20 protein-coding genes, 1 tRNA gene and 1 pseudogene are annotated in these 26100 nt (G+C 69.2%); 5 read left to right on the forward strand and 17 right to left on the reverse strand.

Features of this window, described 5'->3' with window-relative positions:
• Positions 1 to 55: 55 nt before the first annotated feature.
• From AB0D12_RS03410 to AB0D12_RS03425, 4 genes and pseudogenes are all read left to right on the forward strand, one after another.
• Positions 56 to 1885, forward strand: coding sequence for an AMP-dependent synthetase/ligase (locus tag AB0D12_RS03410; protein WP_362676610.1), 1830 nt, complete (start codon positions 56 to 58; stop codon positions 1883 to 1885).
• A gap of 202 nt (positions 1886 to 2087) precedes the next feature.
• Complete coding sequence (locus AB0D12_RS03415) at positions 2088 to 2495, forward strand: redoxin domain-containing protein (RefSeq protein WP_362676612.1); 408 nt, start codon at positions 2088 to 2090, stop codon at positions 2493 to 2495.
• Between the two features lie 112 nt (positions 2496 to 2607).
• Entirely contained in the window at positions 2608 to 3084 is a 477-nt protein-coding gene (locus tag AB0D12_RS03420; RefSeq protein WP_362676614.1) for a hypothetical protein, read from the forward strand.
• 49 nt (positions 3085 to 3133) lie between these two features.
• Positions 3134 to 3328, forward strand: a pseudogene (locus tag AB0D12_RS03425) (hypothetical protein); the annotation flags it as partial.
• 109 nt (positions 3329 to 3437) lie between these two features.
• Here AB0D12_RS03425 and AB0D12_RS03430 read toward each other — a convergent pair.
• From AB0D12_RS03430 to AB0D12_RS03440, 3 genes are all read right to left on the reverse strand, one after another.
• On the reverse strand, positions 3438 to 3986 hold the full coding sequence (locus AB0D12_RS03430) for a GNAT family N-acetyltransferase (RefSeq protein ID WP_362676616.1): 549 nt from the start codon (positions 3984 to 3986) through the stop codon (positions 3438 to 3440).
• On the reverse strand, positions 3979 to 5814 hold the full coding sequence (locus tag AB0D12_RS03435) for a DUF262 domain-containing protein (protein ID WP_362676618.1): 1836 nt from the start codon (positions 5812 to 5814) through the stop codon (positions 3979 to 3981). The genes AB0D12_RS03430 and AB0D12_RS03435 overlap by 8 nt, the downstream gene beginning before the upstream one ends.
• Positions 5815 to 5966: 152 nt before the next feature.
• Positions 5967 to 6054 (reverse strand) — tRNA-Leu (locus AB0D12_RS03440).
• A 193-nt stretch (positions 6055 to 6247) separates the two neighbouring features.
• On the opposite strand from AB0D12_RS03440, the gene AB0D12_RS03445 reads away from it, so the two are divergent.
• Positions 6248 to 7552, forward strand: coding sequence for a DUF2254 domain-containing protein (locus AB0D12_RS03445; RefSeq protein ID WP_362676620.1), 1305 nt, complete (start codon positions 6248 to 6250; stop codon positions 7550 to 7552).
• A gap of 4 nt (positions 7553 to 7556) precedes the next feature.
• Here AB0D12_RS03445 and AB0D12_RS03450 read toward each other — a convergent pair whose 3' ends face one another.
• From AB0D12_RS03450 to AB0D12_RS03515, 14 genes are all read right to left on the reverse strand, one after another.
• Positions 7557 to 9098 carry an aldehyde dehydrogenase family protein gene (locus AB0D12_RS03450; protein ID WP_362676622.1) on the reverse strand — a complete coding sequence of 514 codons (1542 nt, stop codon included), beginning with the start codon at positions 9096 to 9098 and terminating at the stop codon, positions 7557 to 7559.
• A 303-nt stretch (positions 9099 to 9401) separates the two neighbouring features.
• Positions 9402 to 10067 (reverse strand): HAD family acid phosphatase, encoded by a 666-nt coding sequence (locus tag AB0D12_RS03455; protein ID WP_362676624.1) that lies wholly within the window; start codon positions 10065 to 10067, stop codon positions 9402 to 9404.
• Between the two features lie 206 nt (positions 10068 to 10273).
• Positions 10274 to 11314, reverse strand: a complete 1041-nt coding sequence (locus AB0D12_RS03460) for a sugar phosphate isomerase/epimerase (RefSeq protein WP_362676626.1) — start codon at positions 11312 to 11314, stop codon at positions 10274 to 10276.
• Between the two features lie 22 nt (positions 11315 to 11336).
• Positions 11337 to 12752 (reverse strand): nucleotide pyrophosphatase/phosphodiesterase family protein, encoded by a 1416-nt coding sequence (locus AB0D12_RS03465; RefSeq protein ID WP_362676628.1) that lies wholly within the window; start codon positions 12750 to 12752, stop codon positions 11337 to 11339.
• Positions 12749 to 13948 (reverse strand): metabolite traffic protein EboE, encoded by a 1200-nt coding sequence (gene eboE, locus AB0D12_RS03470; protein ID WP_362676630.1) that lies wholly within the window; start codon positions 13946 to 13948, stop codon positions 12749 to 12751. Before eboE ends, AB0D12_RS03465 begins: the two co-directional genes overlap by 4 nt.
• 12 nt (positions 13949 to 13960) lie before the next feature.
• The gene (locus tag AB0D12_RS03475; protein WP_362676632.1) at positions 13961 to 14809 is read right to left on the reverse strand and encodes a TatD family hydrolase; all 849 of its coding nucleotides are present in this window, start codon (positions 14807 to 14809) and stop codon (positions 13961 to 13963) included.
• On the reverse strand, positions 14809 to 15447 hold the full coding sequence (locus AB0D12_RS03480) for an EboA domain-containing protein (RefSeq protein WP_362676634.1): 639 nt from the start codon (positions 15445 to 15447) through the stop codon (positions 14809 to 14811). Before AB0D12_RS03480 ends, AB0D12_RS03475 begins: the two co-directional genes overlap by 1 nt.
• Positions 15441 to 16322: a sugar phosphate isomerase/epimerase family protein gene (locus AB0D12_RS03485; RefSeq protein WP_362676636.1), complete on the reverse strand. Its 882-nt coding sequence runs from the start codon at positions 16320 to 16322 to the stop codon at positions 15441 to 15443. Before AB0D12_RS03485 ends, AB0D12_RS03480 begins: the two co-directional genes overlap by 7 nt.
• Positions 16319 to 17878 (reverse strand): UbiA family prenyltransferase, encoded by a 1560-nt coding sequence (locus AB0D12_RS03490; protein ID WP_362676638.1) that lies wholly within the window; start codon positions 17876 to 17878, stop codon positions 16319 to 16321. Before AB0D12_RS03490 ends, AB0D12_RS03485 begins: the two co-directional genes overlap by 4 nt.
• Complete coding sequence (locus AB0D12_RS03495) at positions 17875 to 19017, reverse strand: inositol-3-phosphate synthase (RefSeq protein ID WP_362676640.1); 1143 nt, start codon at positions 19015 to 19017, stop codon at positions 17875 to 17877. The genes AB0D12_RS03490 and AB0D12_RS03495 overlap by 4 nt, the downstream gene beginning before the upstream one ends.
• Positions 19018 to 19084: 67 nt before the next feature.
• Positions 19085 to 22354 carry a family 16 glycoside hydrolase gene (locus AB0D12_RS03500; protein WP_362676642.1) on the reverse strand — a complete coding sequence of 1090 codons (3270 nt, stop codon included), beginning with the start codon at positions 22352 to 22354 and terminating at the stop codon, positions 19085 to 19087.
• A gap of 341 nt (positions 22355 to 22695) precedes the next feature.
• The gene (locus AB0D12_RS03505) at positions 22696 to 23700 is read right to left on the reverse strand and encodes a sugar phosphate isomerase/epimerase family protein (RefSeq protein WP_362676644.1); all 1005 of its coding nucleotides are present in this window, start codon (positions 23698 to 23700) and stop codon (positions 22696 to 22698) included.
• 8 nt (positions 23701 to 23708) lie between these two features.
• Complete coding sequence (locus AB0D12_RS03510; RefSeq protein ID WP_362676646.1) at positions 23709 to 24995, reverse strand: Gfo/Idh/MocA family oxidoreductase; 1287 nt, start codon at positions 24993 to 24995, stop codon at positions 23709 to 23711.
• 45 nt (positions 24996 to 25040) lie between these two features.
• The gene (locus AB0D12_RS03515; protein WP_362677248.1) at positions 25041 to 26078 is read right to left on the reverse strand and encodes a substrate-binding domain-containing protein; all 1038 of its coding nucleotides are present in this window, start codon (positions 26076 to 26078) and stop codon (positions 25041 to 25043) included.
• Between the last annotated feature and the right edge of the window lie 22 nt (positions 26079 to 26100).

Below are 26100 nucleotides of genomic sequence, written 5' to 3' on the forward strand. Positions count from 1 at the left end.
TTCGCTCCCTGAGTTGAACAGTGCGGCGCCCCAACTCGGGGAAGGGAGACGCCATATGCCGGGTATCGGTCCTCCGCGCCGTGCCGAACCTCCGCGGTCGGGGAGTCTCGCCGACTCGGTCTACGAAACCGCTGAGCACGACCCCTCCCTGGTGCAGTTCTCCCGCCGGACGTCGACACCGTCGGGCGACTGGGAACCGACGACCGCGAAGCAGTTCCGCGACGAAGTCCTGGCCGTGGCCAAGGGTTTCCTGGCCAACGGCATCCGGTTCGGCGACCGGGTCGCGCTGATGTCCCGTACGCGCTATGAGTGGACGGTTCTGGCGTACGCCCTGTGGTCCGTCGGCGCAGAGATCGTTCCGGTCTACCCCACGTCGTCCATCGAGCAGGTGCGCTGGATCCTGTACGACGCCCAGGTCCGGGCCATCGTGGTCGAGCACGAGAACCATGCGATGACCGTGGCGGCGGCATCCGACGCGGAGATCCAGCTGTCCGCGATCTGGCAGATGGACCTGGGCTGTGTGCCGGCCCTGATCCACCAGGGCCTCGGCATGGACGACGACCTGATCCACCGTCACCGCGCCGCCGTACTGCCGGACCAGGTCGCCGCGATCTGCTACACCTCCGGCACCACCGGAACGCCCAAGGGCTGCCTCATCACCCACGCCAATCTCGCCGCCGAATGCGACATCCTCCTCGAAGGCTGGGGCGGGATCATCGCCGAGCCGGGTGTGCAGCCGGCGATCCTCAACTTCCTCCCCGTAGCCCATATCTACGGACTGATGGTCGTGGTCGCCTGTCTGCGTGGCGGCGTCCGCCTCGGCCACCAGCCGGATCTGACGCCCGAGACGCTGCTCCCCGCCCTGGCGTCCTTCCAGCCCACGTTCCTCTTCGCCGTGCCGTACATCTTCGAGAAGATCTTCCACAAGGCCCGCCGCACCGCCGAGGATGCGGGTCGCGTCAGCCTCTTCGACAAGGCCGCGGCCGTCGCGGTGCGCTACGCCGAGGCCGTGGAACGCCACTCCATCGGCTCGGGCCACGGCCCGAGCCCGACCCTGAAGGTCCTGCACTCCGTTTACGACCACCTGGTGTACAGCAAACTGCGCGCCGTACTGGGCGGCCAGGTACGCAACGCGGTGTCCGGCGGCTCGACGCTGCGGAGGGAGCTGGGGCTGTTCTTCGCGGGCATGGGCGTCACCGTGTACGACGGGTACGGCCTCACGGAGACCGCGGGCGGGATCACGGCCCAGCCGCCGGGAGCGGTCAGATTCGGCACGGTGGGCCGGCCGATTCCGGGCTGCGCGGTACACATCGCGACTGACGGCGAGGTGTGGGTACGCGGCGACACGGTCTTCGCCGGCTACCTCAACAACCCCAAGGCCACCGAAGCGGTGCTGCGCGACGGGTGGTTCGCCACCGGCGACATGGGCCACCTCGACGACGAGGGCTATCTCGTCATCACGGGGCGCAAGAAAGACGTCATCATCACCAGCGGCGGCAAGAGTGTGGCCCCGTTGCCCCTGGAGGAGCAGCTGCGCCACCATCCGCTGATCTCGCAGTGTCTGATCGTGGGCGACGACCAGCCGTACATCGCGGCGCTCATCACGGTGGACCCTGAGGCGCTGGCGCACTGGCAGGCGCTGAAGGGGAAGCAGCCGTCGGACACAACGGCGATGACGGACGACCAGGACCTGCGGGCGCAGATCCAGCGGGCCGTCTCGCGGGCCAACACCCGGGTTTCGAGGGCGGAGTCCATCCGGGCGTTCCGGATCCTGCCGAACGAATTCAGTCTGGACGCCGGTCTGATGACACCGACGCTGAAGCTCAAGCGGCGGGCGATCGCGGGGGCGTACGCGGCGGACATCGACGCGCTGTACACGCGCTGATCTTGTCGTTTATGGTCCGGATTCGAACGGGACATCCAACCGGCACTGCATGCTCACCCCTGAGAACCTGGGCAGCAGGCGGAGACGGTCTGATTCCGTTCCGCCATCCGAACAACCACCAGCAAGGACCTTCATGGACCACATCGTCGAGACCTCCGAAGGCTCAGTTGCTGTTCCCTCACCGGATCACAGGTGGACCGTGTTGTTCTTCATCACAGAGCCGGGCATCGGGGAGGTGCTCCCTGAGCTGGCCGGCTGCACGACCGGGCTGTGCTCCGTGCGCGACGCTGCGGCGCGTTTCGCACGGGCCGACGCCCGTGTACTCGGCGTCAGTGCTCACACACCGGGCCATTTGTCCGCCTTCGCAAAGGAGCGCGACCTCGGCTATCCGCTCGTCGGTGACAGCCAACTGACGCTCGGCCGCGCGGTGGGGGCGCCCGAGGTCCAGGTGGGCGACCGGATCCTGTTCGCCAGGGCCGCCGTTGTCCTCGACCGCTCGGGAGAAGTACGGGCGCTGCTGCACCCGGTCCCGGACGCCGCGCTGCATGCCGCCCTCGTACTGGACGAACTGGACAGGCTTGACAGCCTCGCCGGGGAGGGCGGCGCCTGATTGGGCTGCTGATCTGTTCGTCCCGGGGTTGAGACTTGGGTGACGGGATAAGATCCGCCCTCCGGACTAGGGGGCAACGCGAGTGACCAGACCTAGCTTTCTGAGCCGCCGCATGCTGTTCGTCCTGAGTGGGGTGGCTGTGCTGGGCGGCGGGACTGGCGTCTATGCCGCCACCGGTGACTCGCCCGTCCCTGATCGCGTGAGAGTGCGCAAAGACACTGAACCACTGCTGCGTCGATTCCGCCCCGTCGGGCAGCTCTCCGATCCACGTTGGCTCGGCTTCAACCCGAACGACTCCGGACGTGAGCCCATCCCCGACCAGGATCCTCAGATCCGAGTTGTCGGAATCGCGCAGCTGCCGGCAGGCGCAGCCACATCGATCGTCGGGAGTCCGGCGTACGGCTTTGCCCTCGGCAGCCCGCCAAAGGTGCCGGAAATGCTGGAGCAATTCCTTCCTGAACACCCTGAGTGGATGAGCAGCCCCCGCTATGACCGGTATATAACCAAATCGGTCTACCAGGGGCAATTCCACTTTGACCAAAGCAGCGACTGCGTCTACTTCGACACGCTCAACCCTGAGGTCGTGTAGGGGCCGGACCCAAAGTCGGTGAGGCAGCGCCCTCGCCGGATCGCCGCCCGTCATCGGCGTCGACGACGGGGTCTTGCCCTTCCCGCGTGCGGTCACCCCGATCGATGTGGACCGGCTTCAGCACGAGGCGGACATGATGTCCGAACGGTGCCTGCTGTTCGTCGCCCATACCCCAGGCCACCGGATCACGGCCGGCGGCCAGGAGCCCCCCTCCCCCGTGAACCAGGCGCCTGAGTCGGCGTAGTTGAGCGATCGGGACGGGACTCCGGAGCGGCCTTGACCGACCTCCTTTTCTGCCTGAACACAGACCTGCCTGAGAACGGTCGTCCGCGCGGCCGCCTCAGCCCTCGCGGTCAGTCGGCGGCGGGCATGCTCTGCCTCTCGAGGACGTACAGCACCTGCTGTTCACCCCATTCGACGAACGTGTCGACCAGGACGGCGCCGAGTCCTTCGAGCAACCGCCGGGAGCGGCGGTTGGCCTCCTGGGTCACCGCCACCACAGCGGCGGCGACCGAAGGCACCTCGTCCAGCGCCCAGTCGACGGAGGCGGCCACTGCTTCGCGGGCATAACCACAGCCCCAGTACTCCGGGAGCAGTTGATACGAGACCTCCGTCCGGCCGTCCCGTGCTCCCGGCTGCACCGTCACCAGTCCGACGACGACGCCGTCCGCACGCCGCACCACGCTGAACGCACCTGGGGCAGCGACGCAGCGCTGCTCCCGGACGCGGACTTCGTCCTCGGCGACGGGCCCGCCGAGATGGCGGCGCACCTCTGGATCCGTCCACAGACGCGAGATGGCCGGCACATCAGAGGTCTCGATGGGACGCAGAACCAGACGGGCCGTCGTGAGAGATGCCGGCCAGTGGACACCCACAACGACGTCAGGGCCTCCCCTACCCACTGATGCCGTCCTCGGCGAGCAGTTCAGCCGCCGATGGCCAGACCCGACGCGCGATCCCCGCGAGGTAGTGGCCTCGCTGCCGGATGAGTTGCTCGTCCCACCCTTGCCCCCAATGCTCCTTGGCGGCGCCGGGCGGTGGGGTGAGCAGAGTGCCGTGAGTGAGCCGCAGCAGGCTGTGCTCGCTGAGCCAGTTCCGCTTGTCGTCCCATCCCATGTTGCCGAGCGCCGGATTGAGCTTGCCGGTGGCAAGGGTGAGGTTGCCCAGGGTGTGAACGAGCTCATCACGAACCGCCCACCCTTCGGTGCTGTCGTCGCTGATGGGCCAGTGGTCCTGCCAACTCTGTGGCATGACGTGCTCGATGGTGAGCTTGGCGCCGAAGTGTTCCCCGTCCGGGACGGTGAGCTGTTCCGTCAGATCCGAACGCAGCGCATCCTCCAGCGCCTCAAGGAGGATGCGGACACGGTGCCGGTACAGGCGCGCATAGATCGGATCGTTTTCGAGGACGGACTGGAAGGCCTCGTCCGATGGCCACTGACGGTGGTGGCCCTGCATGCCTGCCAGCGTCTTGACGATGGCTTCGTCCGCCCGTTCCGGCTGCAGAGACGCCGCCGTCACGAGCTCCCGGAAGACGTGGTTGTAGTCCTTGTTGCTGAGGTTGAGGACGGCGCGTCTCACCAGATAGCTGTCGAGGGCCCGAACAGCCCGTCGCCGGCGCGGTACGGAGAGCTGGTCACCGAGTCCGTACAGACAGAGGAGCAGCGGCATGGGCGTGGAGACCTGCATGACCTTCATGCGGTAGAGAAATCGGCCCTCGACCCCGTGCGGGGTGTGCGAATCGAGCTCGTCGTAGATGCCCGCATAGTGTGACAGCTCGGCAAAGATGTCCTCGACAGCCCCCTTGCGAGTGCGCTGCCAGCGCTCGAACTCCTTGAACAGGGCCGGGAACGTGAACTCCCGCTGCGTGCGCATGCTCAGCCAGTGGGTGAGGAAGACGTCAAGGCGGCTGCGGGTGATCCGTCCGGTGGTCTGGTCGGTCCGCCACTCGTCCTGGTCGAACGGCGCCCAGTACGAGTCGTAGAGGCGGTGTACGTCGGCACCGCCATGTTCTGCCTCGCGAAAGAGCAGGTTCTTCACCAGGTCCGCGTGCTCCAACGGCGTACCGCGGCTGTTGAGCGTCTCGAAGACCACCTGGGCGTCATCGTGTTCCTCAAGATCAATGATGACAAGACGCAGATGTTCGCGCAGGGTCTGCACGAGGCCGTCGATCCGCTCCTCGGGTCGGGAGACTTCCGTAACCCAGCTGCTGATGCCCTGCTGGAAGTAGAGCACCGCCCCGGCCAGGCGGCCCGTGCCGCCATCTCCACGCATGACCGAGCGGAATTCATCCCGGTCGGCGTTTGTGGGCCACACCTTGAACCGGTGGTCGGGGTCCTTGACGCTGTCGTACAGATCCTGGTCGTTCTCGAGGAACTTGCTGAGGAGGCGTACGGAACGGTCGTGCTTCAGCTCCTGGGCCACCAGCCTGAGGGCACACACGAATAATTGAAGGGTCGTCAGCCGCTGCTGTCCGTCGATGACCTGACGGGCTTCCAGATTCGATGACAGGTAGGGGATCTCATCGAAGACCACGGCCCCGAGGAAGTGCGGAAAAACGGCGTCCCCCGTCTCGGCCGCCAGCTCAGCGTGTTCCGCTGTGCGGCGGATGTCCTCCCAGAGCGCGGTCCAGTTGTCGTCCCTGTTCCACACGTACGGACGCTGGAACAGGGGGACCCTGTACCGGATGTCCCTGCCGAAAATCCGCTTGAGATCGACCGTGTCTGCACGCATGTGCGCCCCTCCCTCGACATACGAGGGATCACCGTATCGATCAGTTGAACCGCTTGCAGATGCTTTGCACCAGCCCGCTACAGCCGACCGGCGGCACAACGCAGAAGCGGATCGTGACAAGTGAGTCACGATCCGCATATCCCGCAATGTAATGGTGTCCGAGGGGGGACTTGAACCCCCACGCCCGATAAAGGGCACTAGCACCTCAAGCTAGCGCGTCTGCCATTCCGCCACCCGGACTAGGTGGTCGGCCCCGGTTTCCCGTGGCGACATGGACAACAATACCAGGGCTTCGAGGTGCCTCTCACCTGTATATCCGGTGGTCAGTGGGGTGCCGCTCACTCGTTCGCGACGATCTCGACAACCACTCGGCGCCCTGCTCACGGTCTGTTGCAGCACGCATACGCGCAGTGCAGGACATACCTTCGCGTGCGTGAGTGATCGCCGCTATCGACCGCCCCGCGCGCTCTCGCTGCTGCGCGAGCATCTGCGGGACACCTTCTGGTTCGCGCCGGCCGCCGGGCTGCTGTGCGCCTTGGCGCTGTGGTGGGGAGCCTCCGCGCTGGATACGGAGATCATCGCGTATCTGCAGCGCGAGCAGGCATACGAAACGATCAGCGATCTCATCGCGATCGCCGACGACAGCAAGACCATCGTGACGACGGTCAGCGCCGCGATGATGACCTTCATCGGTGTCGTCTTCAGCATCTCGCTGGTCGCCGTGCAGATGGCGAGTGGCCAGCTCACCCCGCGGGTGGTGCGGATCTTCGTCAGGAGCCGGATCAGCAAGCTGACGCTGACGGTGTTCCTGGCGACCTTTCTGTTCTCGCTGCTGGTGCTGACCTCGTACGAGAGCGAGACCGATCCGAAGCGGGTCACCTCGGTGCCGCTGGTGCAGAGTCTGCTGACCATGGCGCTGGTCGGGCTGAGTCTGCTGCTCTTCGTCGCCTATGTGAGCGCCATGCTGCGGCTGATGCAGGTCGGGCCGGTCGTCGACCACATCGCCCGGGAGTCCTTCCAGATGCTGCGCCGGCAGCCGGCCGGCGGCCATGACCTGGCGCCGCTCGCTCCCGAGACGGCGTGGGTCGCGCATCACGGGCGGGCGGGTGTGCTGCGGGATGTGAATGTCGCGCGGCTGGTGCGAGTGGCCAGGCGGCACGGCGTCGTGCTGCGGCTGATTCCGCGGATCGGGGACTACGTGGTGCCCGGCATGCCGGTGCTGGCTGTGCACGGGGAGGGTTGGCCGTCGCGACAGGCCTTGCGGTACACCGTGTCCGTGGGGGTGGAGCGCTCCTTTCACCAGGATCTCGGGTTCGGGCTGCGGCAGCTGTCGGACATCGCGCTGCGTGCGCTCTCGCCCGCCGTGAACGATCCGACGACCGCCGTGCAGTGCCTTGACCGGATCGTGCAGTTTCTGGCTGCGGTGGTGAGGATGCCGCTCGGGACGGTGCAGCACCGGGACCGGCAGGGCGACGTTCGCCTCGTGCAGGACGTGCCCGGGTGGACCGATCTGGTGGATCTGGGGCTGGCGGAGGTGCGGTTGTACGCGCCGGGGCATCCGCAGGTGACCCGGCGGCTGGTGGCCGGGATCGACGATCTCCTGCTGCTCGCGCCGGAGGAGCGGAGAGAGCCGCTGCTCCGGCACCGCACGCTCCTGGTTCAGGCCGTGGAGCGCACGGTGCCCGAGGCGGCCGAGCGCGCGTTCGCGCTGGAGCCCGACCGCCAGGGCATCGGCTAGGCGGTCACGCCATCAGGTGGTAGTCGGGGAAGTTGCCCGGCAGACGCTCTCCCGCCGGGCCGTCCGTCACGGCCCGGATCAGGAGCTCGCCGCCGACGAAGGCGCCCCGCCAGGACGCCCCGAAGCCGCCGAACAGCTCGTCGCGGTCACCGCGCGAGCGTGGCTTTCCGTGGCCGACCTTGAAGGCGCGGATCTGCGGGGCCAGTCGCTCGTACGTCGCCGGGTCGTCGGTCGACAGCGTCGCGACCAGAGCGCCGTTGGAGGCGTTCATCGCGGCGAGCAGCTCCGCCTCCGTGTCGACCAGGACGATCGTGTCGACCGGGCCGAACGGTTCCGCGTGGTGCAGTGGCGAGGACGGCGGCGGGCCCAGGAGGGTGACCGGCGGGAGGTAGGCGGACGTGTCCTGGCCGGGCAGGAAACGGCCTTCCGCCAAGGTGCCCCGGTGGAGCGGGACGGCCCCGCGGTCGATCGCCTCGGCGACCTGGTCGCCCAGTTCCTTGGCCTTCGTCGCGTTGATCAGGGGGCCGAAGTCAAGGGTGGGCAGAGAGTCGTCCGGGTGCTCGACCGCCAGCGGGTGGCCCGTACGGACGGAGCGTACGGCGGGCAGGTAGGCCGCCAGGAAGTCGGCGAACAGCTCGCGCTGGACCACGAAGCGCGGATACGCCGTGCACCGCTGCTTGCCGTAGTCGAAGAGCTTGGGGATCACCGCGGTGAGCGCGTCCCAGTCACTGTGGTTCCAGATGCCCCAGGTGTTCAGGCCCTCCTGTTCCAGGATGTGGCGCTTGCCGAGGTCGGCCACAGCCGTGGCGATACGCGCCCCGGTGTCGCGTCCGCCGACGAAGGAGACACAGCCGATCTCCGGGGAGCGGACCAGGGCCTCGGAGAGCTCGCCGCCGCTGCCGCTGACCAGGGTGATCGGGATGCCTTCACGGGCGGCGAGAGCGGAGGCCAGGGTGAGGCAGGCGACACCGCCGTCGGTCGGGGTCTTCGCGATCACCGCGTTCCCGGCCAGGGCCTGCGCGAGCATCGCGTGGACCAGGACGGACATCGGGTAGTTCCAGCTGGCGATGTTGGAGACCGGCCCGGGCAGCGGCGTACGGCCTTCGAGCATGGGCTCGGCGCCGTCGACGTACCAGCGCACTCCGTCGATCGCGCGGTCGACGTCGGCCTGGGCGAGCCGCCACGGCTTGCCGATCTCCCAGACCAGGAGCAGGGCGAGCAGTTCGCGGTGTTCGGTGAGGGAGTCGAGGGCGGCGGCGACGCGGGCCCTGCGATCGCTCAGAGGAACGTGGCACCAGGCCCGGTGCTGGTCGAGCGAGGCGCGTACCGCCTGCCGGGCGGCTGCCGCGTCCAGGCGCGGCGGTCCCGCGATCGGGCTGCCGTCGACCGGGCTGGTGGCGGGCAGGGCGCGGCCGTCCGCCTGCCACTGGGCGGCCCAGAGGTTCAGTACGCGGTCGTCACGGAAGGACTCGGGGGCGACGGTCAGGCAGCGCTGCCAGGCGTCGGCCCATGCGGTGCCGGGCTTGAGGGTGAGGGTGGGTGCCATGAGAAGGTCTCCGCTCTCGGTGCACAGTCGGGGCGGGAGGTGCAATGGCTCATGTCTCGTACTGGACGGTAGTGAACGTGGGACGGCGTGGCAGCGCACGCGGTGTCAATTGTGGGTGACGTCACGTGATGTCGCGTGATGTCGCGTGACGTCGCGAGCCGGTCGTGGACGAGCCTCGCCGTCCCAGTGGCGTCGAGGCGACCCCTGCACCCCGGGATGAGCACCATGAGCGCGGGGTGGCCGACACGACCGTTGTCGATCGTGACGGCCACCCCGCCGTTGTGTGCCCGGTTGTGCCGACGGCTACGACAGGTCGCCGTTGTAGTCGGGCAGCTTGAACGTCTTCTCGGCGTGGCCGCCCACGAGATCGGTCGCGTTGTTGCCGATGTTGGCGATGATCGTGTAGCCCTTCGCCTCGATCGCGGCCCGCTTGCCCGTCTTGTACGCGCTGACCTCGTCGAAGAGGTCGGGCAGATCCCGTACGTAAAGGCCGTCGACCGGGTACCCGACCTTCTTCAGGTTGTAATCGGTGAGCGAGTAGATGATGCCCGGGCGGGCGGTGACGAAGTAGATGTCCACACCGCGGGACTTCGCGTATCGCACCAGGTCGAGAACCGGCTTGACCGCGGGGGTCGGGTACTCCCAGAAAGGGTGGAAGTCCGTCTCGAGCGAAGTGTTGTCGATGTCGAGGACGATCGCCTGCTTCGCACCGGAGGTGTTCGCGGTGCGCTGCTCGATGTAGGGGCGAGCGACGGCGATGACGTCGGCGACATCACGCTGCCAGGTCCCGTAGTCGACGTCGGCGAGCAGCGTACCGGCGCGGCCGGACTGCTGCGCCGCGGTGGCGGCCGGGGTCGCCGGGCGGTCCGACCCGGTCGAGTCCGCGGCCGTCGCCACCGGGGCGGCCATGGTGAACGCCAGCGCGGTGGCGGCGGCCACCGACCGGATTCTCCACTTGCCTGCATGCATGGGGGGTCTCCTGCGTCTCGGAACAGCTCAGGGGAAGCCCTCCGTCCCGTACGGACGGAGGGCCTTTGGCATGTTCGCGTCCCATGATGGACGGAACCTTACGTTCCCTCTACTGGCCGGTAGCAGGATTCCGCGCCGATGCGGGATCGGCGCCGCGCGGACCCGAATCGGTGCCGTACGGACCCGAATCGGTGCCGTACGAACCCTCAGCAGCCCTTCTCGCGCAGCGAGTGAAGGTGGTCGCTGGACTTGCGGGCGAAGGCGAACGACTCGACCGGGTTGTCGTGTTCGGTCTGCCAGTGGTGGTCGCGGTAGCCGCCGTGGGTCTTGTTCACCGCGGATATGAAGCGCTTGTAGTCGATGTCTCCGTCCCCGACGTCCACCATCCGGTAGCCGTCGCGGGCGGACTCGTCGTGCGTGCCGTCCTTGACGTGGAAAAGCGGGTAGCGGTGGGGCTGCTTGAGGACATAGCGCAGAGGGTCGAAGGGGGCTGGGGTGCCGTCGACGCGCTTGCCGAAGCGGAACTGGCCCACGAACGCCCAGTAGATGTCCATTTCGAGGTAGACCAGATCGGGGTCGGTCTCGGCGAGCAGCACATCGTAGAGACGGACGTTCGGCTGGTCGGTGGCGAAGGAGAACTCCTCGGCGTGGTTGTGCTGGTAGAACTTCAGACCGCGCTTCTTGGCGGCGGCTCCATAGGTGTTGAACTCCTCGGCGGCCCGCTTCCAGGCATCGACGGTGGAGCCGTAGCGGAAGGGTCCCGATGCGGTGCCGATGTGCGGCAGGCCGAGCGCCTGGGCGTCGTCGAGAACCTTGTCGAGGTTCTGGGCGAAGGTGTAGGCGTTCGGGTCGCTGGAGTAATAGCCGACGTGACTGCCGATGCCGCGCAGCCCGTGGTCGCGGGCGAGCTGCTTCAGCTGGGCGAGGGTGATGGGGCCGGTGCCCTGGGTGTAGCCGGCGTACTCGATCTCGTCGTAGCCGTAGCGCTCCAGCTCGGCGAAGACCTTCGCGAAGCCGAGGCCGGCGACCTTGTCGCGCAGGGAGTAGAGCTGGGTGCCGAGGCGGCCGGGGGGCAGGACGGGGCGGCCCCTGCCGGGGGCGGCGGCACTCGTCGCGGCTGCCGAGGCCGGGCCTGCAGCGGCGCCGACGATGGCGGCGGCGGTCGCGCCGGCGGCGACGCCGAGCATGCCGCGTCTGCTGAGCTTGTGGGCGAGTTCGGGGTCGTTGGCCTTGCTTGTGCGGCTCATGGGATCTCCCGGGATCGGATTGTCAGTGGTGTCTGCTTGAGTGGAGTCCAGCGAGTTGAAGCAGCAGGGACTTCACATCGGTGGCCGCGACGCGGCCGCTGACAGCGCGGGGGGTGGAGCAGAGGATGAGCGGCCCGGTGTCACTTTCGTCGCTCGTGGGCAGGCGGCCGTGGCTGCCGCGAATAGGTGAGGGGTCGAGGGGTACGACCGCGAGGCGGTAGCGCATGCCGAGTCTCTTGCGGGCGATCGCCTTGGCCGCCTTGAGGCGTACGTACGGGTCGAGAGGGTCCATGAAGAGCTCGACCGGGTCGTAGCCGGGTTTGCGGTGGATCTCGACGAGCCGGGCGAAGTCGGGAGCCCGGTCGTCGTCGAGCCAGTAGTAGTACGTGAACCAGGCATCGGCCTCCGCGATGGCGACGAGTTCGCCGGAACGCGGGTGGTCGAGTCCGTAGCTCTTCTTGCCCTCGTCGTCGAGGAGTTGCTCGATGCCGGGCAGGCCGGTGAGTGCCGCGCGGGTGGCGTCGAGGTCTTCGGGGCGGCGCACGTACACGTGGGCGAGCTGGTGGTCGGCGACGGCGAAGGCGCGGGAGGCCATCGGGTCGAGGTACTCCATGCCGTCCTGGGTGTGGACTTCCAGCAGGCCGGCGCGGCGCAGGGCGCGGTTGATGTCGACGGGGCGGCTGACGCGGGTGATCCCGTACTCGGACAGGGCGACGACGGTGCGGCCTTCCCGCCTGGCGTCTCCCAGCAGCGGGGCGATGACGGCGTCGAGGTCGGCGGCTGCCTGGTACGAGCGGGGGTCGTCGGGGCCGTAGCGCTGCAGGTCGTAGTCGAGGTGCGGGAGGTAGCACAGGGTCAGGTCGGGGTGTCGGGTGCGCGTGATGTGGCGGGTCGCGTCGACGATCCACTGGCTGGAGACGATGTCGGCGCCCGGGCCCCAGAAGTGGAACAGGGGGAAGGTGCCGAGCTTCTCGGTGAGTTCGTCGTGCAGGTCGGGGGGCCGGGTGTAGCAGTCGGGTTCCTTGCGACCGTCGGCGTAGTAGACGGGACGGGGGGTGACGGTGAAGTCGGTGTCCGCGCCCATGGCGTACCACCAGCAGATGTTGGCGACGGTGTAGCCGGGGTGTGCGCGGCGGGCGGCGTCCCAGATCTTGTCGCCGGAGACGAGGCCGTTGTGCTGGCGCCAGAGCAGGACCTCGCCGAGGTCGCGGAAGTACCAGCCGTTGGCGACGATGCCGTGCTCGGCGGGGAGGGTGCCGGTGAGGAAGGTGGACTGGGCGGCGCAGGTCACGGCAGGGAGGACGGTGGTGAGGGGGGCCTGGGAGCCGGACTGGGCAAGGGTCTTGAGGTGCGGCATGTGGTCGAGGAGCTGGGGGGTGAGACCGACGACGTCCAGGACGAGGAGAGGGGTGGGCGTGGGGTGGGCGGCGTCGGTCATGGCAGCTCCTTGAGGCCGAGGTCGACCAGCAGGTCGCGGGCGAGGGTGAGTTCGGCGGCGATTCCGTCGGCGAGCTGGGTGCGGTTGCGGGGGCGCAGCTCTGGCGGGAGGGCCTGCCAGGTGTAGGTCTCGACCTCAAGGTGTCGGGTGCGCGGGTTGGGGCCGCCGACGAGCCGGTTCAGCGTGTCCTGGAGTACGGAGAGGGTGGAGGTGAGGGGCGGGGCGGGCGGGGCGTGCAGGGGGACGTGGAAGTGGGCACGCCAGGGGGCGTCGTCGGGCAGCGCCGTGCCGGCGAGGGCTTCGTCGAGATCGTCGGTGCCGCGCAGACCGCCCGCGGATCGGGTCTCCCCTGCTCGGAGAGCTCGGGGGAGGGTGCGGGTCTGATGCAGAAAGCGGGGTTCGGCGAAGGGGGCTAACGCCGCCCGCACTTCGGGGAGATGTGGTTCTTCGGCGTGGAGTGCGGCGGACAGCTGCGCCTTGGGGATGGTGATGCCCGCCGCGGTGAGCGCCGCAAGGGCAGCCTGCGGATCTTCGAAGGAGGTGGCGAGATGGCAGGTGTCGATGCAGATGCCAATGCGGTGCGATGCGATCGCGCTGAGGGGACGTATCGCGTCCGCGGTTGTCTCAACGATGCAGCCGGGCTCGGGCTCCAGGCCGATGCGAATCGACTTGCCGGTGAGTTCCTCGAGGGCGTCGAGGCGTTCGGCGAGAGTGGTCAGGGCGGTGTGCGCGGCCCCGGCTGCCGTGTCGTCGAAAGGGGTGCGCCAGGCGAGCGGGAGGGTGGAGATGGTGCCCTCGGTGATGTCGTCGGGGAGGAGGGCCGCGAGGAGACGGGCCAAGTCGGTGGTGTGGGCGAGGCGTTCGGGCTGGGTCCAGTCCGGTTGGTAGACGCGGTACTTGACCTCTTCGGCGCCGAATCCCTCGTACGGGAAGCCGTTGAGGGTGACGACCTCGAGGCCGCGGCGTTCGAGTTCGGCGCGCAGGGCGCGCAGCGCGGCCGGGTCGGTGATCAGGGCGTGGGCGGCGTCCTTGGCGAGCCAGAGGCCGATGCCGAGGCGGTCGCGGCCGAGTCGCTTGCGTACCGGCTCGCAGTGGGCTCGGAGCTGGGCGAGTACGCCGTCGAGGGTCTCGGCGGGGTGGACGTTGGTGCAGTAGGAGAGGTGGACGGTGGCGCCGTCGGGATGGCGGAAGCGCATACGTCTGCCTCCTCATTCCCCGCCGCGGAGTATGGAGTTGCCCTCGTGGAGGGACTCCGGATCCGGGATGTCGAGCTGGAGTCGGCCGCTGAGGCCGTAGAAGGCGACGGGGTTGCGCCACAGAACCTGGTCGACGTCGTCCTCGGTGAAACCGGCGGCGAGCATCGCGTCGCCGACCCTGCGGGTCGTGAGCGGATCGCTCTTGCCCCAGTCCGCAGCCGAGTTGACCAGGACCTTCTCGGTTCCGTACGCCTTGAGGACCGCGACCATCCGGTCCTCGTCCATCTTGGTGTCTGGGTAGATGGAGAAGCCGAGCCAGCAGCCGCTGTCAGTGGCGTGCTTTACGGTCGTCTCATTGAGGTGGTCGAGCAGCACGCGTTCCGCGGGCAGGTTCGATTCGCGGACGACGTCGACGGTGCGGTGCAGTCCGGCGAGCTTGTCCCGGTGCGGAGTGTGGACGAGGGCGGGCAGTCCGTGATCGGCGGCGAGCTGGAGCTGGGCGGCCAGCGCGGTGTCCTCGGCCGGCGTCATGGAGTCGTAGCCGATCTCACCGACGGCGACTACGGAGTCCTTGACGAGATAGCGGGGCAGCGCGTCGAGCACAGGTGTGCAGCGGGGGTCGTTGGCCTCTTTGGGGTTGAGGGCGAGCGTGCAGTGGTGGGCTATGCCGTACTGGGCGGCGCGGAAGGGCTCCCAGCCGAGCAGGGCGTCGAAGTAGTCGAAGAAGCTGGCGGGCGAGGTGCGGGGCTGGCCGAGCCAGAAGGACGGTTCGACGAGGGCGCGGACACCGGCGGCGTACATCGCCTGGTAGTCGTCGGTGGTGCGGGAGGTCATATGGATGTGGGGGTCGAAGATGCGCATCAGGACTCCTCGGACTGCTCGCCGGTCAGGGTCAGCACGCGATTGAGGTCGGGGGGCACGTCGCGGCCGGCGGCGGTGCGCTCGGCGGCGTAGTCGGCGAGCATCCTGGCCAGCTCGCCGTCGCCTGCGGCGCGTCTGTGCAGTCCGGCGACGGCGGCGACGGGCACGCCGGTGAACAGGCACTTGAGGACGGCGTGCCGCCAGGAGTGCGGATCGAGGTGAGCGGCGGCGTACGGGCCGACGGCCGCGGCCACGAGCCGGGTGTCGTTGGTGCGCAGGGCGTCCTCGACGAGCGGCAGGACTTCGGGGCCCACGACCAGATGGTGCAGGACGAGGAGTACGGCGCGGCGCTCGGCGGCGGTGCCCTGCCGGTAGAGGCGGGTGAGGGTGTCCAGGTCCGCGCGGGCCTCGATGAGGAGCAGGGTGCGTACGGAGTCGGCCCAGCTCTTGCCGCAGTGCCGGCCGGCGGCGGCGAACCGGAGCTCCCAGGTGTGTGCGGCATACGGGGAGGGGGCGACCGGTGGCGTCCGGGCGGCGCGGGCGGCCTCGGCGAGTGCGTCGGCGAGCCAGGCGCGGGCGGCTCCGTCGAGCTGTGCCTCGAGCTGTGCCTCGAGTTCCTTGCGGGACGGCGTCACCATGCCGGTACTCCCTTCGGCGGAACCTGTGTGCGGAGGAACTCGATCGATTCGCGGGCGAGTTCGGGGCCCGCGTGGGAGTGGCGGGGCAGTTCGACGACGGTGAGGCCTTGGTAGCCGGTGGCGGCGAGGGCTTCCAGGACAGGCGGGAAGTCGATCTCCCCGTCTCCGAAGGGAAGGTGTTCATGGACGCCGCGGCGCATGTCCTCAATCTGGACATGCCGCAGCCAGGGCGCGGCATTGCGGACGCAGTCGGCGGGCGCGTCGGGTTCCAGGCACTGGCAGTGGCCGATGTCGAGGGTGAGCCCGAGGGGCTCCGGGTCGCCGAGGAGGCCGCGGAGGTGGTGGAAGTCGGCGAGCGTGGCGAGGAGGTGACCGGGCTCGGGCTCGACGGCGAGGGGGGTGCCGGCGTCGGTGGCGGTGTCGAGGACGGGGGTGAGAGACCCTTCGAGCCGCTTCCATGCGGTGTCGGTGAGGGTGTCCGCAGGGGTGATGCCGCTGAAGCAGTGCACGGCGTGGGCGCCGAGGTCGGCGGCGACCCGCACGGCAGTGATCAACAGGTCGGTGCGGGCGGCGCGGCCGTCGGGGTCTGGGTCGAGCAGCGAAGGCCCGTGTTTGCGGCGGGGGTCGAGGACATAGCGGGCGCCGGTCTCGATGGTGACGCCGAGGCCCAGCTCGCCGAGTCTCTTGGCTACGTGGCGGGTGCGGGCGGCGAGGTCGGGGGCGAGCGGGTCGAGGTGCATATGGTCGAGAGTCAGTCCGACGCCGTCGTAGCCGAGGTCGGCGAGGAGCGCGAGGGCGTCGTCGAGGCGGAGGTCGGTGAGACCGTTGGTGCCGTAGCCGAGGCGCAGGTTGGTGTGGCTGGTGTCGGGGCTCATGTCGGGCTCACCTTCCGTGTGAGCTTGCGGGCGAGCGGTACGAGTCCCATGACCGCGAGGGCGCCGGCCCCGGCGCCGGTGCGGGCGACGAGGGCGGCCTGGAGCGGGATCATGGCCCGGATGCCGCCGCCGACGGCACGCTGGGTGAGCGGTGGGGAGGGGTTGAGGGCGGCGTGGAGGAGAGGTTTGGCCGCGGTGCGGATGTATGTGGCGGCGAGGGCGGTGGCCAGGAGCCGGGCGGGGGTGAGGTGGTCCATAGGTGCGGGGGGCCGGGGTGACTGCGGGGTGTTTTCCCCGGACCTGCCCCTTCCCGGCTGTATCGATATGCGGCTCCGCCGCGTGGGGGGCAAGCCCCCGGACTTCGGGGCCGGGATGGGCAGCGGGGGCAGACCCCGCTGCGCGGCGCCGGCGCTTCGCGGCGCGAAGACTGAGACTCGCTGGACGCGGGACACGAGGGCGCCGAGCCCCAGGTTCACAGCAAGTGCGGCGAGGGGTACGGCCGTTGAGCCGCCCTGCGCCTCGTGGCGCGATACGGCGGTGACGGCGTAGGTGTGCGCCGCGAGCACGGCGGCGGACGGCAGCGCGACGAGCGCCGCGCCACTCGCACCACGCGCAGCGGCGCCGCCACGGGCCCGGCGCGATACAGCACGGTCGGTCAACCGCTCTGGTCCTGCGGCAAGCACCCGGCCCGGTCCTGCGGGTCCTGCGGCAAGCACCCGGACCGGCCCTGCGGGTCCTGCGGCAAGCACCCGGACCGGCCCTGCGGGTCCTGCGGCAAGCACCCGGGCCGGCCCTGCGGGTCCTGCGGCAAGCACCCGGGCCAGGGCTGCCGTTCCGGCACCCGGCGGGCCTGAGGCCGCACTCCATGCAGCCGGCACGCCGGGCCGGCGCGCCTCCCCGGGCGGTGGCCAACCCGCGCTCACGCCGGGCGCGCCGGCTGCTCCTGCTCCCCTGCCCAGCCCGCGCTTCGCAAGCAACGACAAACGCCCGCCCAGCAGGGCGCTCCCCACCCCGCCGGGGACACCGCGCCCGCCCGCGCCCCGCGGCACCGTACCCGTCGCTACCGCCCCCAGCACCAGGTCCAGCCCCCGCGCCGCAGCCATCGCCGCCGGGCCGCCGGCCGTGTGCTTGACGTGCAGGTCGTACGACCACACCGTTGCTGACAACGCTGTCGCCACCACCAAGGCAGGGCGGCCCGCGCGGGACGCCAGCGCCAGGCCCGCCGCCGTCAGCGCGCCGGCCGCCGTGAGCGCGGCCGCCGGGGTGATGCGGCCCGAGGGGATGGGACGGTGCGGGCGGTCCACCGCGTCCTCTTCGCGGTCCGCCCAGTCGTTGAGGGCCATGCCCGCCTCGTAGAGGCACAGCGAGGTTCCCACCGCGAGCGCCGTGCCGCGGTTCGGGCGGATGCCGAGGGTGGCGGCGCCGGCCAGTGCGTCGCCCGGGACCGTGAACAGCGCGGAGACGCGCAGCAGTTCGGCCCAGGCCCGCATGGCGCCGGACCCGCCGTGCGAGAGGCGCATCCCGCGCGAGAGGCGCATCGAGAGGAACCCCGTCACCGGGCCTCCCGCAGCCGGTCGGCGAAGGTCAGCAGGGACTCGAACTGTTCGGAAAGGCCCGCCGGGCCGCCGTCCGGGTCCTTGAAGTAGAAGCCCAGCTCGGGGAGCGGACCCGAGATGCCCGCCTCATGGGCGCGGGCCACCAGCCTCGCCAGGTCCAGGACCAGCGGGGCCGCGAGCGCCGAGTCGCAGCCCTGCCAGATGGTCTGGAGGATCATCCGCGAGCCCAGGAACCCGTCGAAGGCGATGTGGTCCCACGCGGTCTTCCAGTCGCCGAGCGCCGCTACGTCGTCGATATGGACCTCACCCTCCGGCGTGTGGCCCAGCGTGTCGGAGAGTACGCGCTCCTTACCGGCGTTCTTCGCGGCCGCCGCGCCCGGGGCGGCCAGCGCCGCTCCGTCCCCGCCGCCCAGCAGATTCGTACCCGACCATGCCCGTACGGACAGAGCGCGTTGCACAAACATGGGGGCGAGCACGGAGCGGAGCAGCGTCTGGCCTGTCTTGCCGTCGCGGCCCGCGTGGGGAAGTCCACTTGCCGCGACGGCGTCGGTGAGGGCCACGGTGCGCAGCCCGGTGGAGGGGGTGAAGTTGACGTAGGGGCAGCCGGCCCGGAGCGCCGCGGCCGCGTACAGGGAGCTGGGCGGCAGCCGTACCGCGTCCGGCGCGGGCTGCGGTTCGGTGGAGGAGACATTGACGACGACGACCCGGGCCAGCCGCTGCCGCTCCCGGAAGTCGGACAGGTCAGCGGTGAAGGCGCCGATGAGTTCCCCGTCGGTCCTGGTGTCGCCGGACGACTGCGGCCCGCCCGCCCGTATCTCCTCGTCGGCTGCCGTCAGTTCACCGCGTACCGCCGCCGCGAGGCCGTGCGGCAGCACGCCCGCCGAGGTCAGCTCCTCGGCCCGCTTGGGCAGCGGACAGTGGGCGGTGTCGTGTCCGCCGAAGACGAACGACGACAGAGGGGGGAGCCCGGAGCCGGCGAAGGGCGGGGTTTCGGTCACCATCCCGGTCGGCGGGTGCAGCCCGGCGGTGACCGCCGCGCATCCTGCCACCGCGGTGGTGGCGACGGAACCTCGTGCTCCGACGAACCAGACTCCGACACGGCCACTTCTTTCAGCGGACACGGGCTGCCTCCCTGCCATTCGGTGTGGTGGACGGCGGGCGGGGGGTACGGCGCCTCCCCGCCCGCCGCCGTCTGACGGGACGCGCCTAGGAGGGCAACTCCCTGAGCTGGATGTCGCGGAAGGACACCTGATCGTCGGCTCCGTGGTTCTGGATGCCGATGCAGCCGTCCTTCAGGCTGCGCACCGGGTCGGTGTTGGTGAAGTCGTTGATCTTCACGCCGTTGAGGAAGATCTGCAGGCGTTCGCCCTGAACCCGGATCTCGTAGCTGTTCCACTGGCCGGGTGGCCGCAGGACGCGGTCGCGGGCCTTGAGGTCGGCGGACTTGAAGCCGTAGACGGCGCCGGTGGTGCGATCAGGCGCGTCGGTGGCGTCGATCTGCACCTCGTACCCGTTGTTCACCGCCGACCAGGGATCGTCGGAGGCCGGGAAGCCCACGAAGACACCGGAGTTGTCGTCGCCCGCCATCTTCCAGTCGAGCTTCAGCGAGTACGACTTCAGCTCCTTGGCCTGGTACCAGAGCATGCCCATGCCGCCCTCTGAGCGCAGTTCGCCGTCGACGACATTGAACTTCCCGGGCCCGGCCTGCTTCCAGCCGTCCAGTGTCCTGCCGTTGAAGATCGGCCGGTATCCCGCCTTCGGCTTGCAGTCGGCCCTGACCTGTCCTGCGGCGTAGCGCAGTCCGCCCAGCAGGTGCGTGCGGAAGGCCGGTTCGGCGTACGACTCCTTGGTGTGACCGCCGCCGGTGTTGGTGGTGAACTGGGCCGCCTCCTCGGTGGCGTCGACCGCTATGTTGCTCGACTTGCCGAGCTCCTTCAGCGCGGCGATACCGGCCGGGATGGAGTCGTGGCGGAAGCCGGCGGTCTTGGAGAAGACCAGGACGCGCTTGGCGGTCCGGTCCGGTGCGCTGTTGGAGAGCTCGAAATCGTCCACGTCGAAGAGGGCTCCGTCGCCGCCCTTGAAGACCAGGAAGAGCTCGGTGGTCGTCTTCGGTACGGCCCGCAGGGGTATGTCGATGTCCTGGAAGGTGTCCCAGCTGCCGGTGACGGGGACGGGCGCGGAGCCAAGGATCTGACCGTTCGCCGATCCGGTGCGCACCTCGAGGAAGCCGCCGGTTCCGCCGGAGGAGATCCGGGCGGTGAGCTTGGTGGACCCGGTCAGGTTGTACGGCTTGAAGGAGATCCAGTCGTTGTTGTTGATGTCGCCGACCGTCTTGCCTCCGTGGGCGCTCGCCTTGTCGTAGATCTTGATGCCCAAGGAGTTGTTGTGGTGCTCGGCCTGCCGGTGGCGCGGCTGAAGCTGCGCCTGGTCGTGGCTGGTGAGCGCGGCCTGGCCGCCGCCACCGCCGTCGGTGTACTCGGCGTCGAAGACTCCGAAGATGTTGGCGTCTGCGTCGTGCCCGCCGTCGGCGGAGGTCTTGATGGTGCCGGTGCAGCCGTTGGCTGAGGTGATGGGGTGGCCGTGGCTGTCATGGCCGAGGATGTAGGTCACCTTCACCTTGGCGCAGTCGATCGTCCCGTCCTCCGGGTCGGTGACCGTTACCTTGAACGGGATCTCGTCGCCGAAGCTGAACAGGGCCCCTTCTGCCGGGAGTTCCAGGGTCACCTTGGGCGCTGTGTTGCCGACGACCACATGGACACTGGCCGAGCCGGTGCGGCCGCTGGGGTCCTTGGCGGTGACGGTCGCCGTGTAGGTGCCGTTCTTCTTGTACGTGTATGTGGGGTTGGCCTCGGTGGATGTGCCGCCGTCGCCGAAGTCCCAGGCATAGGTGAGGGTGTCGCCGTCGCCGTCGCTGGTGCCGGCCGAGGAGAAGGCGACCTTGAGCGGCGCCTTGCCGGAGGCCCTGTTCGCGGCGGCCTCGGCGACCGGGGAGCGTCCGCCGGTGGCGTTCTCGATCCGGTAGAGCCCGGAGTTCTCGTCACCGCCGAACCAGGCGGTGCCGTAGTCGAGTACGTACAGCGCACCGTCCGGGCCGAAGGCCATGTCCATGATCTGGGTGCCGGTCCACGGGACGGGGTTGATGGACTGGACCGCGCCGTCCTCGCCCTGTTCGATGCGCTTGATCCAGCGCCGGCCGAACTCACCGGCGAAGAAGTCCCCGTCGTACGCCTCCGGGAACTTCACCGGGGAGGTCGAGGCGGCGTCGTAACGGTAGACGGGTCCGCCCATCGGGGACTCCGAGCCGGTGCCGAACTCGGGCACGGAACCGCCGTCGTACGGAATCCAGGCCGGCTGCGCGGGCGGCAGATCGACGAGGCCGGTGTTGTACGGCGACTCGTTCTTGGGAGCCGCACAGTTGAAGGTCGCTCCGGATGTCTTGGTCGCGAAGTCGTAGTCGACGTACGGGTCGTTCTTGCCGGTGCAGAACGGCCAGCCGAAGTTACCCGGTTTCGTGACCCGCGCGAACTCGACCTGTCCGGCCGGTCCGCGCTTGGGGTCGGCCGCTCCCGCGTCGGGGCCGTAGTCACCGATGTAGACGATGCCGGTCTTCTTGTCGACGCTGAACCGGAAGGGGTTGCGGAAACCCATGGCGTAGATCTCGGGCCGGGTCTTGTCGGTCCCTGGCGCGAAGAGGTTGCCGTCGGGGATGGAGTACGACGCGTCGTCGTTGACCTTGATCCGCAGAAGCTTGCCGCGCAGGTCGTTGGTGTTGCCGGAGGTGCGGCGGGCGTCGTAGGCCGGGTTGCGGCCAGGCGTCTCGTCGATCGGTGTGTATCCGTCGGAGGCGAAGGGGTTGGAGTCGTCACCGGTCGACAGATACAGATTTCCCTGCGCGTCGAAGTCGATGTCGCCGCCGACGTGGCAGCAGATGCCACGGGTCGCCGGGATGTCGATGACCTTCTTCTCGCTGGCGTTGTCGAGGGTGCCGTCGGCCTTCAGGACGAAGCGCGAGAGACGGTTGACGCCGTCGAACTTCGCGAAGTCCGCAGGTGTGCCCGTGTTGGGGGCGTCGCCCGCGGGGGTGTTCAGTGGCGGTGCGTAGTAGAGATAGATGAAGCGGTTCTCGCTGAACTCGGGGTCCAGGCCGACGCCCTGGAGACCTTCCTCGTCGTGCGAGTAGACGGGGATGGTGCCGACGACGCGGGTGTTGCCGGCGCTGTCGGTCATCCGCAGCTCGCCGTTGCGCGAGGTGTGCAGCACGCTGCGGTCGGGCAGTACGGCCAGGGACATCGGCTCACCGGTCTCCTCACCGCCCTTGGCGAGAGTGACCTGCTGGAATTCCTCTGCGGTCGCGTCCGGTTCGGGGTCGGCTGCGGCCGCGATCTGCGGCGCGGTGAGGGCGAGCGAGGTGGCGGCGAGAAGACTGCCGGTGAGGAGTGCGAGCGCCTTGCGGGCTCTGAGCCTTTTCCTGTGCACGAATGTCCTCCGGGAGTGGCCGGTCGAACGGGCGGGGCGGTGTTCTGCCCTCAATCGCCGTGCGGGCTGGGGGTGGAGCGCATGGTTCCGTGCTCTCGGGGCGGTGCTCGTCCTGCACCGCGCACCGGGCTGATCGCCGTGGAATCCGGAGTGCGCCGTCACACCGGGGACCACCTATGTCCTGTACACCTCATGGACGGTATCCGGGTTCGTCGGGGACGGAAAGCCCTTGTGCAGAAGGGAAGTTCAACTTTTTCCTACCGCAGGACAAAGACGGATCCGGGCAGGCCGGACCGGCCCGGTGGCGTGTCAGCCACCGGGCCCGGAGCTGGCCCGTTGAGCTAGTCGCCGCCTCCGAATGCCGCGTCGAAGGAGGCCGTGGGCGGATCGAAATCGAAGCGCTTCAGGTCTGCAAGCGCTTCCGGAGCGCCTGCCAGCCGGTCCATGCCCGCGTCCTCCCACTCCACCGAGATCGGCCCGTCGTAGCCGATCGAGCGCAGCATCCGGAAGACGTCCTCCCACGGGACGTCACCGTGGCCCGCCGACACGAAGTCCCAGCCGCGCCGCGGATCGCCCCACGGCAGATGGGAGCCGAGCCGGCCGTTGCGGCCGTCGAGACGCTTACGGGCTTCCTTGCAGTCCACGTGGTAGATCCGGTCCCGGAAGTCGTAGAGGAAGCCGACCGGGTCCAGGTCCTGCCAGACGAAGTGGCTCGGATCGAAGTTGAGCCCGAAGGCCGGCCGGTTGCCGACGGCCTCCAGCGCCCGCTTCGTGGTCCAGTAGTCGTACGCGATCTCGCTGGGGTGCACTTCGTGGGCGAAGCGCACGCCCTCCGTGTCGAAGACGTCGAGGATCGGGTTCCAGCGCTCGGCGAAGTCCTCGTAGCCACGCTCGATCATCCGTTCCGGAACCGGCGGGAACATCGCCACCAGATGCCAGATCGACGAGCCGGTGAAGCCGATGACGGTACGGACCCCGAAGGCGGCCGCGGCCCGTGCGGTGTCCTTGATCTCGGCGGCGGCTCGCTGACGTACGCCCTCGGGTTCGCCGTCGCCCCAGATCCGGGCGGGCAGTATCGCCTGGTGGCGTTCGTCGATGATGCTGTCGCAGACCGCCTGGCCGACCAGATGGTTGGAGATCGCCCAGCATGTGAGTCCGTACTTGTCGAGCAATGCGTGCCGCCCGTCGAGGTACGAAGGGTCCGTGAGCGCCTTGTCGACCTCGAAGTGGTCGCCCCAGCAGGCCAGTTCAAGGCCGTCGTAGCCGAAGTCGCGGGCGAGCCTGCAGACCTCCTCCAGCGGCAGATCGGCCCACTGGCCGGTGAAGAGTGTGAACGGACGTGGCATCGGACCTCCTAAGCCTGTGCCTGTACGGGCGTCTCCGCGGGTGCCTTCGCGGCTGTCCCCGCGGCCGTCCTCGCGGCCGTCCTCGCGGCCGTCTGTACGGACGTCTCCACGGGTGTGTAGACCGCGTTCCTTTGCGCGCTCTCCTCCACTGCCGCGAGCACCCGCTGCACCTGCAGCCCGTCGGCGAACGACGGCGCGGGGTCGCTGCCCGCCGCGATCGCCTCGACCAGATCGCGCGCCTGGTGGGCGAAGGTGTGCTCGTAGCCGAGGGCATGGCCGGGCGGCCACCACGCCTCCAGATACGGATGCTCCGGCTCGGTGACCAGGATCCGCCGGAAGCCGGACGAGGGGGCGGGCTCGGTGTGGTCGTGGAAGGACAGCTCGTTGAGCCGCTCGAGGTCGAACGCCAACGACCCCAGCTCACCGTTGATTTCCAGGCGCAGGGCGTTCTTGCGGCCCGAGGCCATCCTGGTGGCCTCGAAGGAGGCGAGCGCGCCCGACGCCAGCCGCCCGGTGAACAGCGCCGCGTCGTCGACGGTGACCGGCCCCCTTTCGATACCGCCGGAGGCGGAGAGTCCGGCCGCCGCCCCGGCGAGCAGGGGCCGCTCCCGTACGAAGGTCTCCGACAACGCCGAGACCCCGACCAGCGGCTCCCCCGCCAGGTACTGCGCGAGGTCCACGATGTGCGCGCCCAGGTCACCGAGCGCCCCTGAACCGGCGTGCTCGCGCTCGAGCCGCCAGGTGAGCGGGAAGTCCGGGTCGACCAGCCAGTCCTGCAGATAGGTGAAGCGCACATGCCGCAGCGTCCCGAGCCTGCCGTCGGCGATCAGCCGACGGGCGTACGCGATGGCCGGCACCCGCCGGTAGTTGAAGCCGACCATGGCCAACTGGCCGCGTTCCCGGACTCGTTCGGACGCCGCAACCATCGACTCCGCCTCGGCGACGGAGTTGGCGAGCGGCTTCTCGCACAGGACGTGCTTGCCCGCCTCCAGCGCCGCGACGGCTATCTCCGCATGGCTGTCCCCCGGTGTGCAGATGTCGACGAGCTGAACGTCGTCGCGGGTCACGAGGTCGCGCCAGTCGGTCTCCGCCGCGGCCCAGCCGTGCTTGGCGGCGGCGGCCCGCACGGCTGTCGCGTCACGGCCGGCGATCGCGGCGAGGACCGGCCGCATCGGCAGGTCGAAGACGCGTCCCGCGGTGCGCCACCCCTGGGAGTGGGCGGCGCCCATGAACGCGTAGCCGACCATGCCGACGCCCAGCGTCGGCGGAGCGGCCTCACTGTCCCTCTGTTCCATACGGGTTCCTCCTCATCGGTTGCTCGGTGGGGGCGGGCAGGCCGGTCAGCTGAAGCCGGTGGGCAGATACTCGTCGACGTTCTCCTTGGTCACGACGGCCGAGTAGAGGGTGATCGAGGCGGGGATCTCCAGTTCGGACATCCCGCTGACGCCCTTCGACTGGCCCAGCGCGCGGGCGAGGTCGACGGCGGAGGCGGCCATCGTGGGCGGGTACAGAACGGTGGCCTTCAGCACGCTGCTGTCGGCCTTGATGGCATCCATCGCAGACTTGGCGCCGGCGCCGCCGACCATCAGGAAGTCCTTGCGGCCGGCCTGCGCGATGGCACGCAGCGCGCCCACGCCCTGGTCGTCGTCGTGGTTCCACAGCGCATCGAACTGCTTCTGGGCCTGGAGGAGTTGGGCCATCTTCGCCTGGCCGGACTCGACGGTGAAATCGGCCGCCTGGCGGGCCACCTTCTTGATGTTGGGGTAGTTCTTCAGCGCGTCGTCGAAGCCCTGGGTGCGCTGCTTGGTGAGTTCCAGGTTGTCGAGCCCGGCAAGCTCGATGACCTTGGCGTTGGGCTTGTTCTTGAGCTGCTCGCCGATGTAGTTGCCGGCGTTGAGTCCCATGCCGTAGTTGTCGCCGCCGATCCAGCAGCGGTACGCCTGCGGCGAGGCGAAGATCCGGTCCAGGTTGATGACGGGGATCCCGGCCTTCATGGCCTGCAGACCGACCTGGGTGAGGGCCTTGCCGTCGGCCGGCAGGATCACCAGGACGTCGACCTTCTTGTTGATCAGCGTCTGGACCTGGCCGATCTGGGCCGCGGTGTCGTTGGACCCTTCGGTGATCTCAAGGGTCACCTCGGAGTACTTCTTCGCCCGGGATTTGGCATTCTCGTTGATGGCGTTCAGCCAGCCGTGGTCGGCCTGCGGTCCGGCGAAGCCGATGGTGACGGCCTTGCCCGGCTTGTCGTCGGCGGCCGGCGCATTGTTCGTCGCCGCTTCCGACTTCTTGGGCTCGTTGCTGGTGCAGGCGGTCAGCAGCGCGCCGGCGGAGACCGCGGCAGTCCCGAAGAGCAGGCCTCTGCGGCTGGTGGCTGGGATTTCTGGCATGACGGATCAACCC

Origin of the sequence: Streptomyces sp. NPDC048479 (assembly GCF_040651435.1) — a bacterium.
Classification (GTDB): Bacteria; Actinomycetota; Actinomycetes; order Streptomycetales; family Streptomycetaceae; genus Streptomyces.

Bases quoted from the DNA above. Each gene is read 5' to 3' on its own strand.
- AB0D12_RS03510 (WP_362676646.1), bottom strand. From the start codon at position 24,995: ATGGAACAGAGGGACAGTGAGGCCGCTCCGCCGACGCTGGGCGTCGGC.
- AB0D12_RS03455 (WP_362676624.1), bottom strand. From the start codon at position 10,067: ATGCATGCAGGCAAGTGGAGAATCCGGTCGGTGGCCGCCGCCACCGCG.
- AB0D12_RS03410 (WP_362676610.1), top strand. From the start codon at position 56: ATGCCGGGTATCGGTCCTCCGCGCCGTGCCGAACCTCCGCGGTCGGGG.
- AB0D12_RS03450 (WP_362676622.1), bottom strand. From the start codon at position 9,098: ATGGCACCCACCCTCACCCTCAAGCCCGGCACCGCATGGGCCGACGCC.
- AB0D12_RS03505 (WP_362676644.1), bottom strand. From the start codon at position 23,700: ATGCCACGTCCGTTCACACTCTTCACCGGCCAGTGGGCCGATCTGCCG.
- AB0D12_RS03480 (WP_362676634.1), bottom strand. From the start codon at position 15,447: ATGGTGACGCCGTCCCGCAAGGAACTCGAGGCACAGCTCGAGGCACAG.
- AB0D12_RS03475 (WP_362676632.1), bottom strand. From the start codon at position 14,809: ATGCGCATCTTCGACCCCCACATCCATATGACCTCCCGCACCACCGAC.
- eboE (WP_362676630.1), bottom strand. From the start codon at position 13,948: ATGCGCTTCCGCCATCCCGACGGCGCCACCGTCCACCTCTCCTACTGC.
- AB0D12_RS03420 (WP_362676614.1), top strand. From the start codon at position 2,608: ATGCTGTTCGTCCTGAGTGGGGTGGCTGTGCTGGGCGGCGGGACTGGC.
- AB0D12_RS03495 (WP_362676640.1), bottom strand. From the start codon at position 19,017: ATGGCAGGGAGGCAGCCCGTGTCCGCTGAAAGAAGTGGCCGTGTCGGA.
- AB0D12_RS03435 (WP_362676618.1), bottom strand. From the start codon at position 5,814: ATGCGTGCAGACACGGTCGATCTCAAGCGGATTTTCGGCAGGGACATC.
- AB0D12_RS03460 (WP_362676626.1), bottom strand. From the start codon at position 11,314: ATGAGCCGCACAAGCAAGGCCAACGACCCCGAACTCGCCCACAAGCTC.
- AB0D12_RS03465 (WP_362676628.1), bottom strand. From the start codon at position 12,752: ATGACCGACGCCGCCCACCCCACGCCCACCCCTCTCCTCGTCCTGGAC.
- AB0D12_RS03485 (WP_362676636.1), bottom strand. From the start codon at position 16,322: ATGAGCCCCGACACCAGCCACACCAACCTGCGCCTCGGCTACGGCACC.